This window comes from Bacteroidia bacterium, assembly GCA_033391075.1.
In the GTDB taxonomy this organism is placed as follows: Bacteria; Bacteroidota; Bacteroidia; order J057; family J057; genus JAWPMV01.
This window is the reverse complement of sequence record JAWPMV010000001.1, coordinates 2,658,159-2,674,662: the sequence shown is the minus strand read 5'-3', so window position 1 is coordinate 2,674,662 and position 16,504 is coordinate 2,658,159. Positions and strand designations below refer to the sequence as shown.

15 protein-coding genes and 1 pseudogene are annotated in these 16,504 nt (G+C 41.1%); 11 read left to right on the top strand and 5 right to left on the bottom strand.

Features of this window, described 5'->3' with window-relative positions:
• Window position 1: 1 nt before the first annotated feature.
• The 4 genes from R8P61_10855 to R8P61_10840 form a co-directional block, all read right to left on the bottom strand.
• A complete protein-coding gene (locus R8P61_10855) occupies window positions 2-1,753 on the bottom strand; it encodes a zinc ABC transporter substrate-binding protein (protein ID MDW3647555.1) in 1,752 nt (583 codons plus the stop codon).
• Between the two features lie 140 nt (window positions 1,754-1,893).
• Complete coding sequence (locus R8P61_10850; protein MDW3647554.1) at window positions 1,894-2,073, bottom strand: hypothetical protein; 180 nt, start codon at window positions 2,071-2,073, stop codon at window positions 1,894-1,896.
• 158 nt (window positions 2,074-2,231) lie between these two features.
• Window positions 2,232-3,668, bottom strand: a complete 1,437-nt coding sequence (gene dnaA / locus R8P61_10845; protein ID MDW3647553.1) for a chromosomal replication initiator protein DnaA — start codon at window positions 3,666-3,668, stop codon at window positions 2,232-2,234.
• A gap of 467 nt (window positions 3,669-4,135) precedes the next feature.
• On the bottom strand, window positions 4,136-4,669 hold the full coding sequence (locus R8P61_10840) for a hypothetical protein (protein MDW3647552.1): 534 nt from the start codon (window positions 4,667-4,669) through the stop codon (window positions 4,136-4,138).
• Window positions 4,670-4,706: 37 nt separating this feature from the next.
• Here R8P61_10840 and R8P61_10835 point away from each other — a divergent pair, with 37 nt between their 5' ends.
• Window positions 4,707-5,267, top strand: a complete 561-nt coding sequence (locus R8P61_10835; protein MDW3647551.1) for a hypothetical protein — start codon at window positions 4,707-4,709, stop codon at window positions 5,265-5,267.
• A complete protein-coding gene (gene meaB / locus R8P61_10830) occupies window positions 5,267-6,262 on the top strand; it encodes a methylmalonyl Co-A mutase-associated GTPase MeaB (protein MDW3647550.1) in 996 nt (331 codons plus the stop codon). The genes R8P61_10835 and meaB overlap by 1 nt, the downstream gene beginning before the upstream one ends.
• Before the next feature lie 61 nt (window positions 6,263-6,323).
• On the opposite strand, the gene R8P61_10825 is transcribed toward meaB, so the two are convergent.
• The gene (locus R8P61_10825; protein MDW3647549.1) at window positions 6,324-6,545 is read right to left on the bottom strand and encodes a DUF2795 domain-containing protein; all 222 of its coding nucleotides are present in this window, start codon (window positions 6,543-6,545) and stop codon (window positions 6,324-6,326) included.
• 327 nt (window positions 6,546-6,872) lie between these two features.
• Here R8P61_10825 and R8P61_10820 point away from each other — a divergent pair, with 327 nt between their 5' ends.
• From R8P61_10820 to R8P61_10780, 9 genes and pseudogenes are all read left to right on the top strand, one after another.
• Entirely contained in the window at window positions 6,873-8,933 is a 2,061-nt protein-coding gene (locus R8P61_10820; GenBank protein ID MDW3647548.1) for a BatA domain-containing protein, read from the top strand.
• Between the two features lie 47 nt (window positions 8,934-8,980).
• On the top strand, window positions 8,981-10,267 hold the full coding sequence (locus tag R8P61_10815; GenBank protein ID MDW3647547.1) for a dihydroorotase: 1,287 nt from the start codon (window positions 8,981-8,983) through the stop codon (window positions 10,265-10,267).
• A gap of 52 nt (window positions 10,268-10,319) precedes the next feature.
• On the top strand, window positions 10,320-11,354 hold the full coding sequence (gene lpxD, locus R8P61_10810) for a UDP-3-O-(3-hydroxymyristoyl)glucosamine N-acyltransferase (protein ID MDW3647546.1): 1,035 nt from the start codon (window positions 10,320-10,322) through the stop codon (window positions 11,352-11,354).
• Between the two features lie 13 nt (window positions 11,355-11,367).
• Complete coding sequence (locus R8P61_10805) at window positions 11,368-12,762, top strand: bifunctional UDP-3-O-[3-hydroxymyristoyl] N-acetylglucosamine deacetylase/3-hydroxyacyl-ACP dehydratase (protein MDW3647545.1); 1,395 nt, start codon at window positions 11,368-11,370, stop codon at window positions 12,760-12,762.
• Window positions 12,759-12,956 (top strand): annotated as a pseudogene (locus R8P61_10800) (hypothetical protein). Before R8P61_10805 ends, R8P61_10800 begins: the two are co-directional and overlap by 4 nt.
• Window positions 12,957-13,019: 63 nt before the next feature.
• Entirely contained in the window at window positions 13,020-13,820 is an 801-nt protein-coding gene (gene lpxA, locus R8P61_10795) for an acyl-ACP--UDP-N-acetylglucosamine O-acyltransferase (protein ID MDW3647544.1), read from the top strand.
• The gene (locus R8P61_10790) at window positions 13,744-14,445 is read left to right on the top strand and encodes an ATP-binding cassette domain-containing protein (protein ID MDW3647543.1); all 702 of its coding nucleotides are present in this window, start codon (window positions 13,744-13,746) and stop codon (window positions 14,443-14,445) included. Before lpxA ends, R8P61_10790 begins: the two co-directional genes overlap by 77 nt.
• 57 nt (window positions 14,446-14,502) lie before the next feature.
• Window positions 14,503-15,873: a dipeptidase gene (locus R8P61_10785; GenBank protein MDW3647542.1), complete on the top strand. Its 1,371-nt coding sequence runs from the start codon at window positions 14,503-14,505 to the stop codon at window positions 15,871-15,873.
• Window positions 15,874-15,883: 10 nt separating this feature from the next.
• Window positions 15,884-16,504: a YdcF family protein gene (locus R8P61_10780; protein MDW3647541.1), complete on the top strand. Its 621-nt coding sequence runs from the start codon at window positions 15,884-15,886 to the stop codon at window positions 16,502-16,504.

Here is a 16,504-nt window from a genome sequence, read left to right as displayed (position 1 = left end):
CTTATTGACGTTGATTTTCTGTTTGTTGAAGAATAGTCAGGCGACCTCCATAGGTCTTTTTGATGTTTTCATCTGTAAAGACTTCTTCTGTATCGCCAAAGGCTACCAGACGTTGATTGATCATGATGACTTTATCAAAGTATTCGTTGACTTTCGCCAAATCATGGTGGATGATAACTACCAGCTTGCCTTCTTTTGCAAGATTCTTTACAATTTCAATGATCTTGGCTTCCGTGGTTATATCAACTCCTACAAAAGGTTCGTCGAATAGGTATATCTCAGCATCCTGACAAAGAGCTCTGGCTATAAAGGCTCGTTGTTGTTGACCTCCGCTTAATTCACCGATCTGCTTGGGAGCCAAATCTTCTATCCCCATCATCCGAAGGGATTCTTTGGCTACTTCATGATCTTCACGAGAAAGGCGTTCAAAGACTTTGCGATGAGGATACCTTCCCATGAGGACGATATCAAAAACAGTAGCCGGAAAACTCCAGTCAATTTCTTCTTTTTGGGGAATGTAGGAAATGAACTTTTGCACACTTTCCACCTCCTCTCCATGTATGCTAATAGATCCTGAATCAGTAGGAATAAGCCCTAAGATAGACTTGAACATGGTCGATTTTCCCGATCCATTTCCTCCTAGCAAACCGTATACATATCCAGGCTCCAGTGTCAAATGAATGTTGGAAAGAACGGATTTACGATCATAAGAAACACTCAAACCTGAAATATCAATCTTGTAGTTTTCCCATTTCAAATCTTCTCGGGAAGGGATTCTCAATTTTACCACAACTACTACAAAAGACAGGGCAAAAATCCCCAGAATAACAAAAAGGAAATTGTAATCTTCTTCTGCTTCTTTGGTTCCACTTAGGCGGGCAAGTCCATCCAGAATCAGGCGGGTATTTTGCCGCAACATTTTCACATAGGTATCTGCCCCGCTTTCTTCATCTCCCAGCGAATCCGCAAAGAGTTTTCCTCCTATCCTGATTCCCAAATCACTGGCTCTTTGCTCCATGATCTCAGGATTTATTGTTGACTCAATAAAAATGGCTGGGATATCATTTTCTTTCACCTGTTCAGACAGATGTGCCAAATCTTCCAGGGTGGGCTCTGCATCCGTACTGGTTCCCATGGCAGATACCACTTCCAAACCATAGGCGTTTCCGTAATAACGAAAGGCATCATGAGAAGTAACCAATACTCTTTTCTTGGCAGGGATTTGTGCGATTTGTTCTTTTATCTCTACATCCAATGCAAGCAGTATAGCTTTATATGCTGCGTGCTGCGACTCAAAGTAATCCTGATCAGTTGGCTGAGATTCGATTAGTGCCCGGAGAATATTATCTGTATAGATGATTCCGTTCTTTACATCCATCCAGGCATGAGGATCCAGGGCATCCTCATAAACGACTGATTTGATGGGGATGATCCCTTCAGTCAAAGTATAAATCTTGGCACGGGTTCCGGAATTCTCAATCAACTCATCCAGCCAGCCTTCAAGGGTAAGCCCATTTCTCAGAATCACATCTGCTTCGGCTATCTTTTTAGCATCTCCCGGAATGGGGTCATATAAATGAGGATCTCCACCTGTGGGCATGAGAGAAATAACATCTGCTTTATCCCCGGCAATGTTTTTTGCGAGGTCCGCCAGAAAAGTAGTTGTTGCAACTACTTTCATCTTGGGTATTTGTGCTTTCCCAATCAGGCAAAGACAGATACTCAGGCATAACAGGAGGTATAGTTTTTTCATATAGGGTCCGTTGTTCGAAACAAAGTAAAAGTATTTTTTTAAAATTCCCTAATTTTATTTTTAGCCTTGCCTAAAAATATAAACTAAATCAAAAAAATAGCCGCTCAAGTGATTGAGCGGCTATTTTCGAAGGAATACCTTTACAGTTTAAATCCCTTTTTGTTGAATTGTTTTTGTTGCCTTTCCTTCATGTACTCTCCATGCTTGGGATGATTGCAGTTTTTGCGAGGATCGCCTTTAAGCATCGCACAGGCGGGTGCAAATAATCCAAGGATAAAAGCTATGGATAAACCGAGGAGTATAGTTTTTCTTTTATTCATTTTTGTAATCATTTCAGGTTCGTAAATAAAATTACATGAAAAAGATCAAAATTACCATTCCATTTTGCCTTAAATCTCTCAGCCTCAGAAGACTGCTGTAAAAAGCAAAAAGGGAGCAGCACTGCTACTCCCCTTTTAAGTTCTTTCTAGTTTTTAGCTTAGTTCAATTCCAAAGAAATTCTCTTACGAATTTCTGATACACTTTGCTTAAAGTATTTATCCGTTGCAACAAGGTCATTTACTGTTTGCAGAGCATGGATTACTGTAGAATGGTCTCTTCCTCCAAAATGAATGCCGATCGATTTCAGAGAGTGGCGGGTCATCTCTTTAGCGAAGAACATGGCTATCTGTCTGGCCTGAACAATGTCCCTTTTACGGGTCTTGGCTTTCATTTGCTCAACTTCAATTGACAGATGTTCTCCAACGATTTCCTGAATGGATTCTATGGTGATCTCTCTGCTCACACTTTCTACAAAGTTTTGGAGCATTGATCTAGCGAGTTCGATGTCAACCTCTCTTCTATTGAGAGAGCTTTGTGCAAGTAGACTGATCAGGGCACCTTCCAATTCGCGGATATTCGAGCTAATGTTGTGTGCTATGTATTCAACAACCTCTGCAGGAAGTTGGATACCATTCTGATACATCTTGCTTTGTAAGATCTGTTTGCGGGTTTGATAATCAGGTACCTGAAGACTGGTGTTTAGGCCCCACTTAAATCTGGAGAGAAGTCTCTCTTCGATTCCTTCAATTTCATTAGGGGGTCTATCGGAAGCCAAAACGATTTGTTTTCCGGATTGGCGCAAGTGGTTGAAAACGTGGAAGAAGTTTTCCTGTGTCTTCTCTTTACCTGAAAGGAACTGGATATCATCTACCAATAGGACATCGATCATTTGGTAGAAATTCATGAAATCATTTACAGTTCCTTTTCTGACAGCCTCGATAAACTGATTGATAAAACGTTCGGAGGATACATACAGAACGGCCTTTCTTGGAAAGTTACTTTTTATCTCATTTCCAATAGCCTGTAGCAAGTGAGTTTTTCCCAGCCCTACACCACTAAATATAAAGAGTGGATTGTAAGCGGTAATGCCGGGCTTGTTTGCTACTGCATATCCTGCAGCACGAGCAAGACGGTTGCAATCACCTTCAATGAATGTCTCAAATGTATAATTGGCATTCAAATTTGACTCTACCTCGAACTTTCGAATGCCTGGAATTACAAAGGGATTCGGAACGGGACGATTTACATTCAAAGGATTACTAAGTGATTTATTAGTAGTAGAGGATGAGTTGTGGGATGCGGTTGGCATCCGAATGGTTGAAGCAGATTGCGAAACGCTGTTTTCAATGACAATGGAATATTCCAGCCTGCCCTCAGCACCGAGTGTTTGGTGAATGGCTCTCTTGAGCATCCCAAGGTAATGCTCTTCCAACCATTCATAGAAGAATTGACTTGGCACTTCTATAGTCAAAACACTGTTTTCGATTCTAATCGGTTTGATCGGCTTGAACCAGGTTTCGAAGCTTTGCGGTGCGATTTCTTCTTGAATAATTCGCAGACACTCATTCCATATGTCAACGTGTGTAGTTGTCATGCGAGATTTTGCTAAATCTTTTTGTTTACTTGATTAAAAACGCTAATAAGTCAATATTCTTGCCTTGGACGTAAGGTTAAAACTCAGAAAAATAAACGTAAAAAAAAACTTGACTTATATGTTTTTTAGGCAGAATTCTCGAAATATATGTATTTAATTGAATACCAAGCTTTTATCCAAAAAACGCGATTTTTAGCGATTTTGAAGGGTTTTTAAACATACATTAAAAATATAAATCTGCTCCAATTCTACATACAACTCATTGTTTGTCAACAACTTATATCCTTGTTTCAATTTCTCGTAACATCTTCCATCCATTCAGAATAAAAATATACGACAGATCGTACTAGTTCTTTGAGGAATCATTAATTCTCATTTTTTCGGGAAATTAGAACAGTCACTTAGCAAGTGACCGGGCAACAAACGGGTAGTACCTTGCTAAAAAAAATCGCAAAGATTTCGTTTTGCTAAGAAAAGAGGCTATTGGCATCATTTTTTATCACAAAAATGGCTTTTTGTGTAGGCGATACTTCCATACTTAGCCATTTATTGAGGATCCTTTTGCTTAATTCCAGGGCAGAATCCTCCCTGCCCAGCTCCTTTGCACTAGTATGTATAATGCTCAAAATCTCCTCTTTGGCATTAACCAGGCTAGCCCAGGCCTGATTATTCATATACAACTGCTGGCTGAGATTGTGCTCATATTCAGTCCGGATCTCATGGACTAACTCTTGATGATATAGACTTACCTGTTTATCCAAAGGATGAATGCGTATCAACAAATTTTCAGGATTGATCCTCTCCAAAAAAAGTATTGCTCTCTCATAAGCATTTAATTTCAAAGGTATCCTTTCCTTTACCAATTCGGTTTTCATGCGAGCGCTGCTCAAGTCCCTATCCTGTTGTAAGTAGGAGTCTCGCATGAAACGAACAGTTAATAAGACTAAAAGTGCAGGTACTACGTATTTTAATACATCAGCTATCAATTCTACCGAATCCATACAAGTTCTGTTTATATTTGTTTAAAATTAGAAGATAATGAGGTTTTTGACTATTGTGATGGCGATTATTTTTCTTGCCTTTTCCTGTAAGGACAAATCTACCTCTCCCTTAAGGAAAAGAAAAGCCAATAAAATTCTTTTAGGCGCAAGGAAATCAGATAGTATCACCTGGAAATTAGTCAAAACCTATGACCCTTATAATAAAGGATATACTATCCTGAAAGATTCTACGAACTATAGATACCTTCGGTTGATGGGAGATGGGTCCTTCAATGAGTTTGATGCTGAAAATAAAAGCAGAGGCAAGTGGTATTTAAATAAAGAAAAAAGTAAGCTCGGCTTTATCTACGAAAATAGAAATGGGATAGAAATAAATGAGGACCTCCAGAATCTCTTCTTTCGTTATCACATTGATACTATTTATAAAGATACCCTGATTCTTAGTATTCAGGGAAGACATGGTATGGTAAGACAATATTACCAACTCCCCCACCCGCTCTTTCCATTAGATTCATTGAGCAGCGACACCCTATTTCTCCCGGAAGTAGTTCAGGACTCGAGCCTTAATGATTCTTTACAAAATCTTGAAAAGCATTGATGACTGGAAGACGAAGAAATCGCTTGCGCCTTGATGAATATTTCCAGGGAATTATTCGTGGAGACAGAGTTATCCTGGGCCGAGCCATTACCCTGATCGAAAGTGAATTAAAGACTGACAGGCAAATGGCCCGAGCTTTATTGGATAAATGTATGCCTTATACAGGCAATGCCTATCGAATAGGGATTACTGGTGTGCCAGGAGTTGGAAAAAGTACCTTCATCGATGCGTTTGGTGAATATTTAATTGAAAAGGGCAATAAGGTTGCAGTCCTGGCAGTAGATCCATCCAGTGCACAATCCGGAGGAAGTATTCTAGGAGATAAGACCCGCATGCAATTCCTTTCCCAAAACCCCAAAGCTTTCGTCAGACCTTCTCCCAATAGCGGTACCCTCGGTGGAGTTACCAGAAAAAGCCGTGAGTCCCTCCTGCTTTGTGAAGCTTCTGGCTATGAAATGATTTTGGTTGAAACCGTGGGAGTCGGACAGTCGGAATTGGCGGTAAAAGAAATGACCGATTTCTTTCTCTTACTCATGCTGCCAAATGCAGGAGATGAACTACAAGGCATTAAGCGGGGAATCATGGAAATGGCCGATGCCATTTTTGTTAATAAGGCAGATGGTGATTTTCAGGAAGCAGCCCAAAGAGCCAAAACCCGATATTCTCAGGCAATGAGGCTCATGCATAGCAACCGATCGACCCTGGTTCCGGTAATGACCGGATCAGGTCTTCATAAAACGGGTTTAGATATCTGCCTGAATCACCTCCAACAATTTAGAGAGCAAGAGCTAAAAAGTGGAGGATGGTCAAATAGAAGGAAAGGTCAAGCCAAAAAATGGCTCAAGGACAGGATAGAAAATTATATCCTGGATAGCTTCTGGGAAGATCCGCAAATGCGGAACGCCCTGACTGAGGCAGAAAAATCTTTAGATAATTTTGACCGCTCACCTGATAGTCTGGCAGAGGAAATCATCTCACGTTGGAGAGAAAAATAAAAATGGGAACATTGCTGCTCCCATATTATTTCATTTTCACAGTTAACTAAAGAGTAAATACCTAGTATTCGTCTTCGTTAAAAAGGAAGTCGTCTTTCGTGGGATAATCTGGCCAAATCTCCTCTATATTTTCATATTGGATATTTTCCTCTTCAAGGTCTTGCAGATTTTCCACCACCTCCATCGGTGCGCCAGAGCGTAAGGCATAGTCAATCAACTCATCGCGAGTCGCTGGCCAAGGCGCATCTTCCAAATATACGGCTAATTCGAGTGTCCAATACATAGTGCTTCGCTGTTAAAAAATTGTCGCAAAGATATTAGAAATAAATTAATAGTCAATACTTTATCTGAGCTTAACTGAAATAGTTTACTCAACGTAATTTCCTTAATATTAATATAAATATTTTCACAGAATAAAAAGGCTTTTTTTTAAGAATTTCTCTACAAAGTAAACCTTATTATCTTCAATAGATCGTCCCTATACTTAGAGAATTAAGCTTTCTGATCTATATTTACTGTCTGAACGCACAGATCAATACTTTGTTGGAAATATCAGTAGTTTTTTTTACAAAATATTTCCTGGCTCATTTAAATCCATAAATAATAGTAAATGGCATTTCTAAATCCTGCGGTATTATGGGGACTACTGGCTCTGTCCGTTCCGATTATTGTTCATTTTTTCAACCTCCAAAGACCCAAAGAAGTACTTTTTAGTAATGTTTCCTTTGTAAAAGAGGTCAAGAAAACTGTGGTCCGCAGGGTGAAATTCAAACAATGGCTATTACTTCTGGCGCGACTTCTTGCTTTGTTGTTTTTAGTTTTTGCTTTTGCAAATCCGGTTATCAAGGAGCAAGGTTCTTCAATTGCACAGGGAAATCGTTCCGTTTCTATAGTTATAGACAATTCCTATAGTATGAATGCCAGTAATGAAAAGGGAGCCTTTTTTCCGCAGGCACTTTCTCTGGCCAGAAATATTATCAGAAACTATTCGGAAGACGATGAATTTCAGGTTATGACCAGCTCAAACCTGATTCTTAATGGAAACTTCCTCTCACAACAGGAAGCTACCGATGACCTTAAGAGCTTGAAAATCCAACAAAGTATCAGAAGCCATGGAGAAATTCTGGCTTTCCAGAAAGAGATATTTGCCCGGTCTTCTAATTCTGCTCAGGTCCTTTACTTCTTGAGTGATTTTCAGGAATCTACAGTTCTTACTGATAGTCAGAAGATTATAGCTCCGGATAGCAATCTCCAGGTTTATTATCTTCCCTTAGCCACTCGGGAGCAAAGCAATGTATATGTAAAATCTCACAATATAGATTCCCGGATCATTGAAAAGGATGCCCCGGTAAACATGACTATGTCCCTCGTAAATGATGGAAATCAGGACCTGAGAGATTTGAGTGTTCGCATTATGGTAGAAGGAAAAGTTGCGGGTATAAACAGCAAAGACCTGGCTGCAGATCAAAGCGAAGAACTGGAGATGAATTTTACCCCGGAAAAAAGCGGCTGGTTGGGAGCTTATATAGAACTGGATGACAATCCTATTGATTTCGATAATAAGAGGTTCTTCTCTGTTTACGTACCTGATAAAGAGAAGGTATTGATTGCCGAAGGGGAAAGATCCGAGAGCATTCGGATTTTATACGAATCACTTTTCTCCCAATTCGATACGGAATTTGTTTCTGCCAGAAATCTTTCAACAACCAACCTGACTAACTATCGTTCTCTGGTTCTATTGGGAGTTACGGATATAAGTTCAGGATTGGCTAACCGCCTGAGAGACTTTTTGGACCAGGGGAATAGCTTGATGTTTTTTCCCGGAAAGAATACCCGCATCAATAGCATCAACACTTTCTACCAGCAATTGGGAATAGGGACATTTGAGCCGGCAAAAGAAATTGAGGCAGGGGTCCCAGCCAATCAGGTTGAACTCTTGCACCCTATATTCGAAGGAATATTCACACGAGATCAGAAAAATCGGCAATTTGATGCTCCTCAGGTATTTAAATACTACCCACTTCGCCTCAGAAATGGATTGATTCAGAATAGAATCCTTTCCTTGGAAAATCAGGAACCCATACTGGTAGAATCTGAAGTTCTCAAAGGTCGGGTATTTACTTTTAGCATTTTCCCCTCTGACGAATGGAGTGATTTACATGTCAAAACCATTTTCACCCCTCTTCTTTTCAGGTCTACCCAGATCATGAATCAATCTCAACGGGTTCAATCCAGTCAGGAAATTGGGTTTTATGAACCGAAGTTTATCCGTACAGAAAAGAGATCCAACATTAGCCTGATAGGGTCAGACAGTATTCCGGTTAGCCCGGACCAGATTCAAAAAGCCGGAGGAATCACCCTGGTTTTTGATAATATGGAACTTAAAGAAGGGATTTATGACATTGTTCAGGAAGGAGAATTGATAGAAAAGATTGCTTTTAATATCTCGGACCTGGAATCTCAATTGACATTCCTTAGAGGAAATCGACTGGAAGATCGTTTAAATTCGGCTGGTTTAGGGGAAATAGAAATTGTTGAACCTGATTTAGCTCAATTGGAAAGTCAGATAAAAAGTGAAAGAGAAGGTGTGCCTTTATGGAAATATTTCATCATTGCGGCGCTTGCTTTTTTCTTAATTGAAATTCTCCTTTTGCAAATGAGAGAAAGCTAAGCGAAATTGCAGGAATTTTCGTCTAAAGCGCTTAACTCATCTATTTTATGAAGTCTTTTCTCCTCCAACAAGTCAGGTTGTTAGCCCCTGGGAGTAAATTTCACAAGAAGAAGGTAGATATCCTGATCGAATCCGGAAAGATTAAAGAAATAGACAAGTCTATACAGCTCAAACATTCTAAAGGAGTAGAAGTCATAGAGGAAAAAGGAGCCTATGTTTCTCCGGGCTGGTTTGACATGCAAGTCCACCTTTCTGACCCTGGATTTGAGTACAAAGAAACTTTTACTGAATTAAATAAAGCAGCGATTCGTGGAGGATTTACCGGATTGCTTTGCTACCCAAATACGGATCCCGTAGTAGATAATAGCCAGGTATTACGTTCTCTGATTCAGCAAACCGACCAACTGCCGGTTGATTTTTATTTCACCGGTGCTCTTTCGCAAGGAGTTCATGGAAAAGATCTGGCAGAAGTGTTTGAGATGCATAATGCCGGAGCTCTGGCTTTTACAGATGGATCGCATCCTGTACAGGATTCTGGCTTATTGCTGAGAGCTTTGCAATACACACGTTCATTTAGTGGCCTCATCATAGATTGCCCTATGGATATGAGCCTAAATGGAAGCGGCCAAATGCATGAGGGGCCCATTTCAACTCAATTGGGAATGAAAGGGATTCCTTCTCTATCCGAGACAATTGCCCTAAGCCGTCAATTACAACTTTTGGATTACTCACCCAGTCGTTTTCATGTACAACCGCTGAGTACGCCTGAAGCTGCTAATATGATAGGCTCTGCCAAACGTAAACATGAGGGTTTGAGTGTAGGAACATCAATTCAATACCTCTGCATGAGCGATGAGGAACTATTGAGTTTTGATCCCAATTATAAACTTTTCCCTCCATTAAGGTCCAGAAAAGATGTAAAAGCCTTGCAGAAGGCTCTTCAAAAAGGCACTATTGATGTTTTAACCTCTGCACACCAAGCCCAGGGAATGGAAGAAAAAAATCTACAGTTTGAACAGGCTGAGCCAGGTATGTTGAGCCTCCAGAGTTTTTTCTCTCTGGCCAATGAGCACTTGATAGAATCAGGCCTTATAGATCTTGAAAAATGGATTGAACTTGTCAGCCTGAGACCCAGACAAATTTTGGATATTCCCTTTCCACAATTGACAGAAGGAGAGTCAGCAAATCTTACGATCTTTCATCCGAAAAAAGAGTGGGAATTTACCAAAAATCAAATTCCGTCCAGAGCCAAAAATAGTCCCTTGATTGGGCGCAAAATGAAGGGTAAAGTTCTCGGCGTAATCAAAGGAAATCGCTACTTTTCCCTAAGTTAGTTTGGCAAATAAAGAATATGTAACTTGGCCGCCTGAAAAAAATAAAGCAGAAATGAACGTTTCTCTTAGCACGATAGCAGCCTTACTTCAAGCGGAAGTAATAGGGAATCCTGACAAGGAAATAAGCACCCTATCCAAGATTGAAGAAGCTGGTCCGGGGAGCATTAGCTTTTTGGCCAATATGAAGTATAAAAAGTACCTCAACAGTACTCAGGCCTCTGCTCTCCTTGTAGCTAGAGATTTCGAAGCAGAAGGAGACTACACCCCTACCCTGCTAAAAGTTGACGATCCATATTCTGCCTTCAGTAAGCTTCTTGAAGAAGCACAAAAGGTCTTACTAGCTCAAAAAAACGGGATAGAAGAACCGAGTTTTATCGATTCCTCTGCCGAAATTGGTGAAGGAGCCTATATTGGAGCTTTTTCCTACATAGGTGCTGAGGTAAAAATCGGGAATAATGTGAAGATTTTTCCGGGCTGCTATGTAGGAGACTATTCAGAAATTGATGACAATACCCTATTGTATCCGCAGGTAGTTATATACCCTCAGTCAAAAATTGGCAAGGGATGTATCCTGCATGCAGGCTGTCGTATAGGAAGTGATGGCTTCGGATTTGCTCCACAAGCGGACGGAAGCTTTAAAAAAATTCATCATATAGGCAACGTAATCCTTGAGGATGGAGTTGAAATAGGTTCTAATACCTGTATAGATAGAGCGACAACTGGAAGTACGCGGATTACCAAAGGTGCCAAGCTTGACAACCTGGTACAGATCGCCCACAATGTAGAAGTGGGAAATCATACGGCAATAGCTGCTCAATCAGGAATATCAGGAAGCACTAAATTGGGTGCTAACATCTTGATTGGAGGACAGGTAGGGATCGTAGGACACCTGAATATAGCCGATCGAACAAAGATCGATGCTCAGTCAGGGGTAAACCGATCCATTAAAGAAGAAGGCCAGGCGTTCAGGGGATCACCTATTCAACCCTTTAGAGATCAATTGAGATCCGAATTGTTTTTCAGAAAACTGAAAAGCATGGACGAAAGGATAGAAGCACTTGAAAACGAATTAAAGAACAGATCTTGAGATCGAAATGGAGATGGAAAAACAACACACAATTAAATCTGCGACATCGATAAGTGGTAAGGGCCTTCATACGGGAGTGCCAGTAACGATGACTTTTCATCCGGCTGAGCCTGATCATGGAATAATTTTCCGAAGAACAGACATCGAGGGGCAACCTTTGGTCCATGCTGATGTCGATTTAGTTGTGGATACTTCAAGAGGGACTACCCTAAAGGAAAATGGAGCGAAAGTTCATACCGTAGAGCATGTAATGGCTGCTCTTATGGGATTGGGGATAGACAATGCCCTGATCGACCTGGATGGACCAGAACCTCCTATTATGGATGGAAGCTCTCGGGAGTTTATTGAGAAATTGCTGGAAACAGGATTGGATGAACAAGATGCTGAACGTATCTATTTTGAGATTGATGAATCTATTACCTACAGCGATGAGGCGAATGATATAACGTTGGCAGCTTTTCCTGCCAGGTCTTTCGAGCTGAATACTTTCATCGATTTTGGATCCAAGGCGATCGAAGCTCAGCATGCAAACATGAAGTCCATTTCTCAGTTTAAAGAGGAGTTCTCAAGTGCCCGAACTTTCTGTTTTGTCCACGAACTGGAAGCCTTACATCAGGCAGGTTTAATAAAGGGAGGGAGTTTGGATAGTGCAGTTGTAATAATGGACAAAGACGAGGAGGAAGAAGAAATAAGAAAGTTACAAAATATTTTTGGGGTAAGTGATGTAGAAATAAAGGCTGGGATTTTAAATAAAAATGGGTTTAGATTTCCAAATGAACCTGCCCGACACAAGTTATTGGATCTATTGGGGGATCTGGCGCTTGTAGGCATGCCTTTGAAGGGAAAAATCATCGCTTCTCGGCCCGGACACAAATCAAATGTAGAATTAGCGAAAAAAATTAAATCTAAAATTAAACAACAACGTATAGCTAATAAGTTCTCTAAAGGAAAAGGAGGGAAACCCGGGGTGATTTTTGACATCAATGCGATTCATGAAATACTACCTCATAGATATCCCTTCCTGCTGGTAGATAAGGTTACAGATTTTACAGAAAGTACGATCAGGGGAGTTAAGAATGTAACATTCAATGAACCTTTTTTCCAAGGTCACTTCCCCGGAAACCCGATCATGCCAGGCGTACTACAAGTTGAGGCGATGGGACAATTAGGAGGGATACTACTGCTCAACACGATAGACAATCCCAAATCAATTTGGGTTTATTTTGTAGCAATTGACAACGTTCGTTTCAAAAAACCAGTTATTCCAGGTGATACCCTAATTTTAGAATTGGAAATGACGGCACTTCGTAGGAGTATATGTAAAATGAGTGGAAAAGCCTATGTAGATGGGCAGCTCGTCTCCTCCGCAGATTTAGTTGCGAGCGTTGTACCAAAAGACAAACTATGACTATAAAGCATCCTGACCAAGACACCGCCCAAGTATTCCTCAGCCCAAAGGCAAAAATCCATGAAAGCGTTCAATTTGGTCCATTTAGTATTATCCATGAAGATGTTGAGATCGGTGAGGGGTCCAAAATAGGTAGCAATGTTGTAATTCATCCCGGTGTAAGTATTGGAAAAAATGTAAATATTTCCTCTGGGACAGTTATTTCGCCAGAAATCCGCGACCTGGAATTCTGGAACAAAGAACAGGCATCTACCAGCCTGAATCCAAAAATCAGCATTCACGACAATGTGCATATCGAACCTTCTGTTACGATCAGAGGGGGCGTCAGTATTCAGGAAGGATGCTGGATCGGTTCGAATGTGACCATTTTTGATGGAGCAAGAATCGGAAAAAATTGCAAAATTTTTCCCGGGGCTGTTCTTTCCGGGATTCCTCAGGACCTAAAATTTCACGGGGAAAAAACTACCCTGGAAATTGGAGAAAATACAACCATCCGCGAGTGCGCTACCCTCAATAGAGGAACGGATTATCTGGGAAAAACCATCGTAGGCAAAAACTGCCTGATTATGGCATATTCTCATGTGGCACATGATTGTGTGCTGGGAAATAATGTGATTCTCGCCAATGCAGTAAATATGGCCGGCCATGTAGTAGTCGGTGATTTTGCCATTATTGGTGGTATGTCAGCCGTTCACCAGTTTGTAAAGATCGGAAGACATGTAATCCTTTCCGGAGGTTCTCTGGTCGGTAAAGATGTTCCACCATTTGTAAAGGCAGGAAGAAGATATCCTGTGCAATATGAAGGTGTCAACTCTATCGGACTGAGAAGACGTGGCTTTGACAATGCAACGATCCACGAGATTCAGAATATCTACCGAAAACTATTCCTTTCTGGTATGAATAATTCTAAAGCACTCGATTATATAGAAGCTCATCTTCCACCTACTGAAGAAAGAGATGAAGTCATTACCTTTGTAAGAAATGCCTCCAGGGGTATCATCAGAGGCTATACTTCAAGCTCTGGTAGTTCAGAAGAAAGTGGGACAAAGGAAGAATGAGATGCCAGGCGCTTTTGACATAGCCTTAAAGGGAGTTGGTAAGAAGTTTAATCGAAACTGGTTATTCAAAGACCTTGATCTCTCATTGGGAGAACATAAAAAGATAGCATTAGTCGGAACCAATGGTTCCGGCAAATCTACTCTCTTGAGGATCATTGCTGCACAAAGCAGTCCCAGCACAGGAAAAGTCCAATATTTTATTGATGGGAAGAAAATTCCCCTTGATCAGGCCTACCAGTATATCAGCTGGATGGGGCCTTATATTGAGGTATTTCCTGAGTTAAGCCTAGAGGAACAGTTCCGGCTTCACTTCAAATTTAAAACTCCCCTACTCTCTTCTATTGAGGAAATGATCAAAGTACTTGATCTTTGGGATGATAAGGATAAACTTCTGAATTATTATTCTTCAGGTATGCTTCAGCGGGCTAAAGTAGGCATGGCCATCTTTACCCAATCAAAAGTCCTTATGCTGGATGAACCAACCAGTAATATGGATAAGGATAACGCACGAAAAATCCTCGATCTGATAGATAAATACCTGGGAGATCGCATTTTGGTCTTGGCCTCTAATATGGAACGGGAATATGAACCCATCCCCTTCAAATTGAAATTGGGCAGAGCCTGATCTTCTATTTCCAAAGCCCTTATTTTTATACTACATTTGATCCAAGAATAATGCTATATGGATCAAATAAAAGACTTTGTTGATAGTAATAAGGAAAGATTCCTTAAGGAACTTATTGATTTCCTGAAAATACCTAGTATCAGTGCTGATTCAGCCTACAAGGCTGATGTAGACCGTGCTGCAGACTGGTTAATTGATCAGTTTGGGAAATTGGGTTTGCAAACGGTAGAGAAACATGCAACTCCCGGACATCCGATTGTTTTTGCTGAAAAAATTATAAGTGCTGACTTGCCGACTGTTTTGGTCTATGGCCATTATGATGTGCAGCCCCCTGATCCCCTCGATCTATGGGACAGCCCTCCTTTCGAACCGGTGATCAAGGATGGAAAAATCTACGCCCGAGGCGCTTGTGATGACAAAGGGCAGATGTATATGCACATGAAAGCAATAGAAGCCCTAAATGAAATGGGAGAACTTCCTTGTAATGTGAAGTTTCTTATAGAAGGAGAAGAAGAAGTAGGCAGCGACAATCTGGAAGACTTTGTAAGGGCTAATATAGATAAACTCAGTGCCGACATCATCCTTGTATCTGACACCTCTATGCTGGCCAATGATACACCTTCTATCACTGTAGGCTTAAGAGGCCTCTCCTATGTCGAAGTAGAAGTTCACGGCCCGAATAGAGATTTGCACTCGGGAGTATATGGAGGAGCTGTTGAAAATCCTCTCAATGTGCTTTGTGAAATGATCGCGTCCCTCAAGGATGAAAACGGTCAGATCACCATTCCGGGTTTTTATGACAAGGTCGTCGAATTGAGTCAGGAGGAAAGAAACGATCTGGCCAGACGTCCCTTTAACCTCCATGAATACCAGGATGATCTTGGAATTGGAGGTACAGGAGGAGAAAAAGCCTACTCTGTGACGGAAAGAGCCTCTATCCGTCCGACCCTGGATGTAAATGGAATTTGGGGAGGATATATCGGAGAAGGAGCAAAAACGGTACTACCTGCCAGTGCTTTCGCCAAGATCTCTATGAGATTGGTACCTAACCAAAGCTCTGAAGAGATTACGCGTATGTTTACAGAGCATTTTGAGAAAATTGCTCCTGCTACAGTTAAAGTTAAGGTAAAGCCTCATCATGGCGGAGAAGCCGCTGTAGTAAGTACCCAAAACCCTGGGTATTTAGCTGCTGCCAAGGCAATGGAAGATGCTTTCGGCAAAGTCCCTATCCCTACCCGTGAAGGAGGTTCTATTCCCATAGTCGCTTTATTTCAAAAAGTATTAGGGACGGAGACTGTGCTTATGGGATTTGGATTAAATTCAGATGACATCCACAGCCCCAATGAGCACTACGGGATTTTTAATTATCTGAAAGGAATCGAAACCATTCCTCGCTTTCATCAGCACTTTGCCAAAATGGGCAAGTAATTTGAGAATTATGAAAAAGTTCTTGCGTCGACTGACTCGTTTCCTGATAGTAGGCATCCTCCTGCTAGCTGCACTTTATTTGGCAAGAGTACCTATCCTTAGAGGGATCGGCAATTTGCTGATAGTGGAAGACACGACCCAGTCAGTCGACGCAGCTTTCATACTTTCGGGTTCTGTCATGGAAAGAAGCCGCGAGGCCATGGAAGTATATAAACTGGATACGGATCTCCTGATTTGCATGGGGGAAACTATTAGTGCAGACCTGGAAGCTTTTGGAGAGATACGAACTGATGCGGAATTGGCCCAACAAGCTTTATTAAACATGGGGGCAGATACTGCAGATATACGAGTCCTGAAGAGGGGAACGAGCACCTATGAGGAGTCTGAAGAAATTTTGGGATACTCAGTAGCGGAGGATTTTAAGCGAGTCATGATCATCAGCTCAAAATTTCATACACGCAGGATTCAGAAAGTGTTCAGAAAGAAATTTCGGGAGAAAGGAGTCGAAGTGATCATAAGAGGAGCTGATCCCATCGATTATGAAACAGATACCTGGTGGCTAGAAGAGTCAGGTATGATCTTCGTTACAAACGAATACCTGAAACTCCTCTATTATGCCTACAAGTATTAG

Coding starts and splice junctions, on each gene's coding strand:
- R8P61_10855 (MDW3647555.1), bottom strand. CDS start 1,753: ATGAAAAAACTATACCTCCTGTTATGCCTGAGTATCTGTCTTTGCCTG.
- R8P61_10850 (MDW3647554.1), bottom strand. CDS start 2,073: ATGAATAAAAGAAAAACTATACTCCTCGGTTTATCCATAGCTTTTATC.
- dnaA (MDW3647553.1), bottom strand. CDS start 3,668: ATGACAACTACACACGTTGACATATGGAATGAGTGTCTGCGAATTATT.
- R8P61_10840 (MDW3647552.1), bottom strand. CDS start 4,669: ATGGATTCGGTAGAATTGATAGCTGATGTATTAAAATACGTAGTACCT.
- R8P61_10835 (MDW3647551.1), top strand. CDS start 4,707: ATGAGGTTTTTGACTATTGTGATGGCGATTATTTTTCTTGCCTTTTCC.
- meaB (MDW3647550.1), top strand. CDS start 5,267: ATGACTGGAAGACGAAGAAATCGCTTGCGCCTTGATGAATATTTCCAG.
- R8P61_10825 (MDW3647549.1), bottom strand. CDS start 6,545: ATGTATTGGACACTCGAATTAGCCGTATATTTGGAAGATGCGCCTTGG.
- R8P61_10820 (MDW3647548.1), top strand. CDS start 6,873: ATGGCATTTCTAAATCCTGCGGTATTATGGGGACTACTGGCTCTGTCC.
- R8P61_10815 (MDW3647547.1), top strand. CDS start 8,981: ATGAAGTCTTTTCTCCTCCAACAAGTCAGGTTGTTAGCCCCTGGGAGT.
- lpxD (MDW3647546.1), top strand. CDS start 10,320: ATGAACGTTTCTCTTAGCACGATAGCAGCCTTACTTCAAGCGGAAGTA.
- R8P61_10805 (MDW3647545.1), top strand. CDS start 11,368: ATGGAAAAACAACACACAATTAAATCTGCGACATCGATAAGTGGTAAG.
- R8P61_10790 (MDW3647543.1), top strand. CDS start 13,744: ATGCCTCCAGGGGTATCATCAGAGGCTATACTTCAAGCTCTGGTAGTT.
- R8P61_10785 (MDW3647542.1), top strand. CDS start 14,503: ATGGATCAAATAAAAGACTTTGTTGATAGTAATAAGGAAAGATTCCTT.
- R8P61_10780 (MDW3647541.1), top strand. CDS start 15,884: ATGAAAAAGTTCTTGCGTCGACTGACTCGTTTCCTGATAGTAGGCATC.